Genomic DNA, 6,722 nt, shown 5'->3' on the forward strand with positions numbered 1-6,722 from the left:
CCCCCCCCCCCCCCCCCCCCCCCCCCCCCCCCCCCCCCCCCCCCCCCCCCCCCCCCCCCCCCACCCCCCCCCCCCCCCCCCCCCCCCCCCCCCCCCCCCCCCCCCCCCCCCCCCCCCCCCCCAAAAACCCTTTTTTTTGTCGTGGTTCGTCGGCAGCGTCAGATGTGTATAAGAGACAGCAATAGAACAGGGAAGTATCTTTGAAATCTATGACCAAACCATATTAAAAGGTTATAACTTCTATATCATGCCAAGCTCGAAGTTCTCCTCCATCACTTTGAAGCTCAATATGTACGCGGTTAAAAACAACTTGCCCGATAGCAATGTAATGCGCAAATACATTACCTACCGCACAAGTTCTACAGGTTGGCAACATATAGATCTTGCACCTTATCAGCTCAGTTTTGAGGGAATGGATCAGATTGCCATCACACTCCAACTTGTAGCACATGCCCCCGATAGCAGCAATAATTTTGTTTTTGGCGTTTCGGCAAAAAAAACAATATCGAAAAACTTGCTTTTCCGTTACCAGAGCCAAGGAAATTGGGAAAGCAATGCCGGCACGTTCATTGCCAACCTTGAACTTAAATACAACAAGGAAGACCGCAAAGCGGGTGCTACGCTGAAACGCGAAGCAACCGAAAGCTCGGCAATAAAGCAGCTTGCCAATTATTACCAATATAAACATGAAGCCTCAAAAAGCGGCTATGGCAAAAATAAAAAGGGCAGGTACATTGATTTGGGCGATGCCAAAATTTATACCGAAGAATATGGCAGTGGCGAGCCTTTGGTCCTATTGCATGGCAACAATGGAAGTATAGCGGACTTCTATCGCCAGATTCCCGTCTTTGCGAAACATTTCAGGGTGATTGCCATCGATACCCGTGGACAAGGCAGAAGTACCGATCTCTCTACTGGGGCTTATAGTTATGATTCGTTTGCGCAGGACCTATATCAGGTGCTTACCGCAATGGGATTGAAAAAAGTAAGTATAGTAGGCTGGAGTGATGGAGGCAATACTGCGTTGAGCTTTAATCTAGCCCACCCTGAGGCCATCAATAAGATCGTAACCATTGGCGCCAACTTAGACCCTTCAGGTATAAACGATAGTTTGTTGGTGAGTTTTAAAAACCAACTTGATGCCAAAGATCTTTCTAAGAACAGTAGATTGATCAGCCTGATGCTGACGCATCCACACATTACCGCAGCACAGTTGCAACAGATAAACAATCCTGTATTGGTTATTGTGGGAAGCAATGACGTCATCAAACCTGAGCATACCAAATTCATTGCCGCTCAGCTTAGCCAAGCTAAGCTCCAGATTATTCCCAACTCAACCCATTACGTACCTTTTGAACAACCAAACCAACTTAATCAGCTCATCCTGGAGTTTTTGGACATCCGTTAAAGAAAAGGCGAAAATTGGCCGAAAGTAGGTGCGCTTGCATACCAATCAGACTAGGTTTAAAGCTGCTTTTAAAAACTCAGGGGCGTTGGCAAATGAGGATCAGGCAAAGAAGATTTTAGATTTTTTGTATTTCATAGCAAAGACTTGCAGCATTATTGAAAGCAATAATTATAACCCCAATCAGAAATCGAGGGTTAAATAAAAACACAAAATCCCGAACCGCTTTACAAGCTAAAAATTAGCATTTGAAAACATTGACCACAAAGAATTAGAGAAAATAAAAAAAGAGATGATCAAAATTTATCATCTCTTTAAGGGTGGAATACCGGGCTCGAACCGGCGACCTCCTGAACCACAATCAGGCGCTCTAACCAACTGAGCTAAAACCACCGTGTTTTTTCGAGCTACAAAGGTACTATTTTATTGTTTGCTGTCAAATAATTTTGAAAATTAGCAAAAATTCAGCGTTAAAGCATTAAAAATCAAATCAATGAAATCTACCCAAACCAACCAACCAACTAACTAACTAAAGTAAGCCTTCATCTCCTCATTAATTTCCTTACGCATGTTGGCCAGCCTAATGGCATATTGGTGCAACTGTTTGTCTTCTTCGGTTTTGGGCACCCACTCTGGCACCGGCACCGTTTTGCCTTCATCGTCAATGGCCGCAAATACAATGATACAGTGGATGGCTTTGGTTTCGGCCTTGGTTTTAGGATTAATGGCATTAATATCGACGCTGATGTGCATGCTGGTACGACCTGTATAAATAATCCTGGCGTTCACTTCCACAATTTCGCCGATCAGGATAGGATTAACAAATCGAATACCGCCTACATACACCGTTACGCAGTATCGGCTGCTCCAATTCACTGCACAGGTATAAGCGGCCTGGTCTATCCACTTCATAACGGCGCCACCATGCACCTTGCCGCCAAAATTCACGTCGCCGGGCTCGGTTAAAAACCGAAAAGTAACTGCATTTTTCTCCATAAATCTTTTATTTTATTGTGTTTTACCAACATTTCAAAGGCTAAACTAACCGTAATTCCTATATTTGGGCACTTTGAACAGCACTAATTTAATGCAATTAAACGGCATTGAAACTTAACCGGCTAAAAAATAAAGCTTACCAAACTGCATGATAGAAATTTACACAGACGGCGCCGCAAGCGGCAATCCTGGTCCGGGAGGCTACGGCGTAATCTTGCGCTCGGGCACCCATTACAAAGAACTTAGTGGCGGCTTTAGGCTAACCACCAACAACCGTATGGAGTTGCTCGCTGTTATTGTAGGTTTGAAAGCCCTGAAAAGCCCCGGACAGCAGGTCATGATTTTTTCGGACTCCAAGTATGTGGTCGATTCGGTAGAGAAAGGCTGGGTTTTTGGCTGGGTAAAAAAAGGCTTTCAGGGCAAAAAGAACAAAGACCTTTGGATGCAATACCTCGCCCTGCACAAGCTGCATCAGGTTAAATTTACCTGGATCAAAGGCCATAACGAACATCCCGAAAACGAACGTTGCGATCGCTTGGCCGTCGCCGCCTCGCAAAACAAAAGCGCAATGGGAATCGACGCTTTTTTTGAAGCCGAGCGCAACAGCACTTCGCTACTTTAAAATTATTGCTTAATTTCAACGGCAAATCTAACTCGCTCAATATGTTTGCCTACTGGAACGACTATTATTATATAGCTGTTGTTTTACAAGTGTTGGCTATTATCCATGCCCTTAAAACTGGCCGTGGAAACTGGCTTTATCTTTTGATATTCCTGCCGGGTATTGGCTTTGTCATCTACTTTGCCATGGAGCTGCTGCCCGAAATTACCAATGGCAACTTTTCTAAAAGCCTAAAAAAGTACTTCTTCCCCAACCAGGAAGTTAACGAATGGCAAAGAAAAGTACAGATTGCCGACAGCATTACCAACAAACTTGGCCTTTCTAACGCCTATGCCAACCAGAAGCAATATGGCAAGGCGATCGAACTCTCTCAAAGCTGCCTGCAGGGCCACTATAGCGACGATCCGGCCATCCTGCTGCAACTAGCCAGGCAGTATTTTTACAATGGGCAATACAAAGAGAGTCTAACCTATTTTGATCAGCTTTACGCCAAAAACACAGCCAGGATAAGCATGGTGGAAGACGAACTGCTTTATGTACGCGCGCAGGAAGGCAACGGCGAAAACGAATTGGCCAACAAAGGTTATCAACAGGTCATCCGCAACCATCATTCTTTAGAGGCACGTTATTATTACGGACTTTTCTTAAAAAAACAAAACCGAAAAGAAGATGCCCGGGAACAGTTTCAGGCGGTGAGAAGCGAAATCAGGCTCTTGCCTCGATACCTCCGCAAAAGAAACGCAGGCTGGCTAAGGAAATCGATCAGGGAACTCCTATCCCTCAAATGAGCAAAAAAAAGCCGCATCCCAGTTGAACACGGCTTTTTGTACTTTTGACTATTTTATAGAAATAGGAACCGAAATCTTGTCCCAGTCCATAGAAAATCCTTTACCAGTGATCTTGTATTCCAACCTTTCCTGGGTAGTACTCAAGGCTTTTGTTTTTACATTAACCCTGAGCTGGTCTTGGGCTTCCTGATATTTAAAAGCACCCCACTGCTTGGCTTCTTTGTTAAAAATAGCCGTCCAGACACCATTTTCTTTCGGAATTAAAAAGAAACTGTAAGTGCCGGCAGGCAGGGTTTTGCCTTCAACCTTGATGTCTTTATCGGTTTGGAAGGTAGTGGCTTCGTTTGCCCCTGCACGCCAAACTTTATCATAGGCTTCTAGTCCACCCCAAATTTTGCGGCCCTTTACCGAGGGGCTGCTGTAATTAATGGTAATGGTTGCATCTTTGATTTTGCCTGTTGCCGATGCCTTTGGGCTCGCAGGTTTTGTGTCTTGAGCCATAACGTTTGCCGAAATGAAAACCGCAAGAAGCACCGGAATTGATTTAAGGATTGCTTTCATAATTTACACAATGTTTTAATTACGAATTTAATATTTACAACCAGTAATTGACGCAAAGCAAATCAGCTAATTTCACCTTTATCAGTCGATACCCCCTACGATGCCCAGCTGCTCCAGTTTTGCTGCTGTATTTTGACCTGCCTGCGGCTTTACTGGCGAATATTCGGCCATAAGCGCTTCGGCCATTTGAACCATTTTGGACGATCCGATAAAAATAGCGGTACGTTGATGCAGTTCGGTCGGTTCGATATCGAGGATGCGGTTCAATCCGTCTGAAGCCATGCCACCAGCCTGCTCAATAATGAAGGCCATCGGATTGCACTCGTACAACAGGCGCAACTTGCCATTTGGCGAGGCCGCCGTAGTGGGATAGATATAAATACCGCCTTTGATGAGGTTACGGTGGATATCGGCAACCATAGAACCAATATAGCGAGAGGTATACGGCCTGCGCGTAGCCAAGTCTTCCACCTGCGCATATTTCAAATATTTTTTAACACCATCGGGAAAATGTACGTAATTGCCTTCGTTGATCGAATAAATCACGCCATCTTCCGGAATTTTCATGTTCGGGTGCGATAGGCAGAACTCGCCGATGGATGGGTCTAACGTAAAACCATTAACGCCTTTGCCCGTTGTATACACCATCATGGTGGAGGAGCCATAGATTACATAGCCTGCGGCCACCTGCTCGGTTCCTTTTTGCAACACATCGCTAATGGTGGCATCGCCTTCTACCGATTTCCGGCGATATACCGAAAAAATAGTCCCCACAGCCACGTTACAATCGATATTTGAGGAACCATCCAAAGGATCGATACAGATGATGTATTTGGCATTTTTAGAAACCGGCGAATCAATCGGCACAAAGTCATCTTCCTCTTCTGTAGCCACAATGCAGCACTCGCCTCCGCTGGTTAAAGCCGAAATAAATTGTTCATTGGCATACACATCCAACTTTTTCTGGCCTTCGCCCTGGATGTTCATCGTGCCTGCATCGCCCAGAATATCTACCAGACCGGCTTTGTTCACTTCGCGGTTCACGATTTTGGCTGCAATGCCGATATCCCTCAACAGCCTCGAAAGTTCACCCTTGGCGTATGGAAAATCAGCCTGTTTTTCAATTATAAATTGACCTAATGTTTTTATACCGGACATATTCAGCTTAGTGTATATTTTACGTTATCTAACTCCTAATTCTATGGCCTCTAAGGTATGGATTTTTTCTGCCGAAATACAAAAACGAATCAAAGTTCTTACCTTATGCCAACCGTGTTTTCCGGCCGCACCAGGATTTATATGCAAACATTTGATTTTTTCGTCGTACATAACTTTTAAAATATGTGAATGCCCAGTAATGAAAAGCATTGGAGGCTTAGTGTAAATTTCAGGCTTCACAAAAGACGAATACCGCCCCGGATAGCCACCGATGTGGGTCATCCAAACATCCACGTCCTCACATTTAAAACGCAGGTGCTCCGGGAATTCGCTTCTGATGGTTTTATCGTCGATATTGCCATACACGCCACGCAAGGGCTTAAAGGCCGCCAAAGGCCCGGCCACATCCGGACCAAAATCGCCGGCATGCCAAATCTCGTCGCAGTCGGCAAAATACTTGAATACGGCTTCGTCTAGATAGCCATGGGTATCAGAAAGCAGGCCTATTTTTTTCAATTGTTAGTTTTTTCGTACCATTTTAAACGTACCGTTAGGCTGTATAAACGAAGCAGACAACGCATGAGTTGCCCCCTCTTTCATTTCGAATTTTACACTATAGCCTTTTAATTTTTTAATGTTAAAGGTATTATTGCCCACTGAAATGGTTTCGTACTCTGGCTGGCCCGGCACATAAATATATAAGACGTTTTCCTTCAGGTATACTTTTGTTCCATTGCCATATTCCCCAATGTATCCCTTTAGAGCGTCTTTACTTAAATTAACCACTCTTGGCTTGCTGGCAAACACAATGGGTTTCATGCCCGCCTCGAGCGGTATAGCTATATTTTCGATCTTGCCATCTGACCCACTGCCAAAATTAAATCGCAAATCGCTTGTGGCGGTATCAATTTTACCATTTTTATCTATCCCACTTATACTAAACACATCATAATGGTAGTGCCTAAGCAATAACTGTTCTTTTCCCAAAGTTGCAAACAGCGAATCGTTCTTAAACCTGTCTCTTATACACATCTGACGCTGCCGACGAACCACGACAAAAAAAGGGTTTTTTGGGGGGGGGGGGGGGGGGGGGGGGGGGGGGGGGGGGGGGGGGGGGGGGGGGGGGGGGGGGGGGGGGGGGGGGGGGGGGGGGGGGGGGGGGGGGGGGGGGGGGGGGGGGGGGGGGGGGGGG

General features: G+C 45.6%; 9 protein-coding genes and 1 tRNA gene. 4 read left to right on the forward strand and 6 right to left on the reverse strand.

The window, feature by feature from the left end:
* Together JHD69_RS18525 and JHD69_RS18530 are read left to right on the forward strand one after the other, a co-directional pair.
* Nucleotides 1-204: hypothetical protein (locus JHD69_RS18525; RefSeq protein WP_199141830.1), on the forward strand; the 204-nt coding region annotated here is incomplete at its 5' end.
* A gap of 43 nt (nucleotides 205-247) precedes the next feature.
* Nucleotides 248-1,408 carry an alpha/beta fold hydrolase gene (locus JHD69_RS18530; protein ID WP_199141831.1) on the forward strand — a complete coding sequence of 387 codons (1,161 nt, stop codon included), beginning with the start codon at nucleotides 248-250 and terminating at the stop codon, nucleotides 1,406-1,408.
* 315 nt (nucleotides 1,409-1,723) lie between these two features.
* Here the strand turns inward: JHD69_RS18530 and JHD69_RS18535 are convergent.
* Both JHD69_RS18535 and JHD69_RS18540 read right to left on the reverse strand, forming a co-directional pair.
* Nucleotides 1,724-1,799 (reverse strand) — tRNA-His (locus JHD69_RS18535).
* Nucleotides 1,800-1,930: 131 nt separating this feature from the next.
* Entirely contained in the window at nucleotides 1,931-2,401 is a 471-nt protein-coding gene (locus tag JHD69_RS18540) for an acyl-CoA thioesterase (protein WP_199141832.1), read from the reverse strand.
* Nucleotides 2,402-2,549: 148 nt separating this feature from the next.
* Here JHD69_RS18540 and rnhA point away from each other — a divergent pair, with 148 nt between their 5' ends.
* On the forward strand, nucleotides 2,550-3,023 hold the full coding sequence (gene rnhA / locus JHD69_RS18545) for a ribonuclease HI (protein ID WP_199141833.1): 474 nt from the start codon (nucleotides 2,550-2,552) through the stop codon (nucleotides 3,021-3,023).
* Nucleotides 3,024-3,028: 5 nt separating this feature from the next.
* Nucleotides 3,029-3,811: a tetratricopeptide repeat protein gene (locus tag JHD69_RS18550; RefSeq protein WP_199141834.1), complete on the forward strand. Its 783-nt coding sequence runs from the start codon at nucleotides 3,029-3,031 to the stop codon at nucleotides 3,809-3,811.
* Between the two features lie 48 nt (nucleotides 3,812-3,859).
* Here JHD69_RS18550 and JHD69_RS18555 read toward each other — a convergent pair whose 3' ends face one another.
* The 4 genes from JHD69_RS18555 to JHD69_RS18570 all read right to left on the reverse strand — a co-directional run.
* Nucleotides 3,860-4,372: a DUF2911 domain-containing protein gene (locus tag JHD69_RS18555; protein ID WP_199141835.1), complete on the reverse strand. Its 513-nt coding sequence runs from the start codon at nucleotides 4,370-4,372 to the stop codon at nucleotides 3,860-3,862.
* 81 nt (nucleotides 4,373-4,453) lie between these two features.
* Nucleotides 4,454-5,530, reverse strand: a complete 1,077-nt coding sequence (gene fbp / locus JHD69_RS18560; protein WP_199141836.1) for a class 1 fructose-bisphosphatase — start codon at nucleotides 5,528-5,530, stop codon at nucleotides 4,454-4,456.
* Nucleotides 5,531-5,554: 24 nt separating this feature from the next.
* On the reverse strand, nucleotides 5,555-6,046 hold the full coding sequence (locus JHD69_RS18565) for a metallophosphoesterase family protein (RefSeq protein ID WP_199141837.1): 492 nt from the start codon (nucleotides 6,044-6,046) through the stop codon (nucleotides 5,555-5,557).
* A gap of 3 nt (nucleotides 6,047-6,049) precedes the next feature.
* Nucleotides 6,050-6,722: hypothetical protein (locus tag JHD69_RS18570; RefSeq protein ID WP_199141838.1), on the reverse strand; the 673-nt coding region annotated here is incomplete at its 5' end.

It is taken from the genome of Pedobacter sp. ASV12 (assembly GCF_016429155.1).
Taxonomy (GTDB): Bacteria; Bacteroidota; Bacteroidia; order Sphingobacteriales; family Sphingobacteriaceae; genus Pedobacter.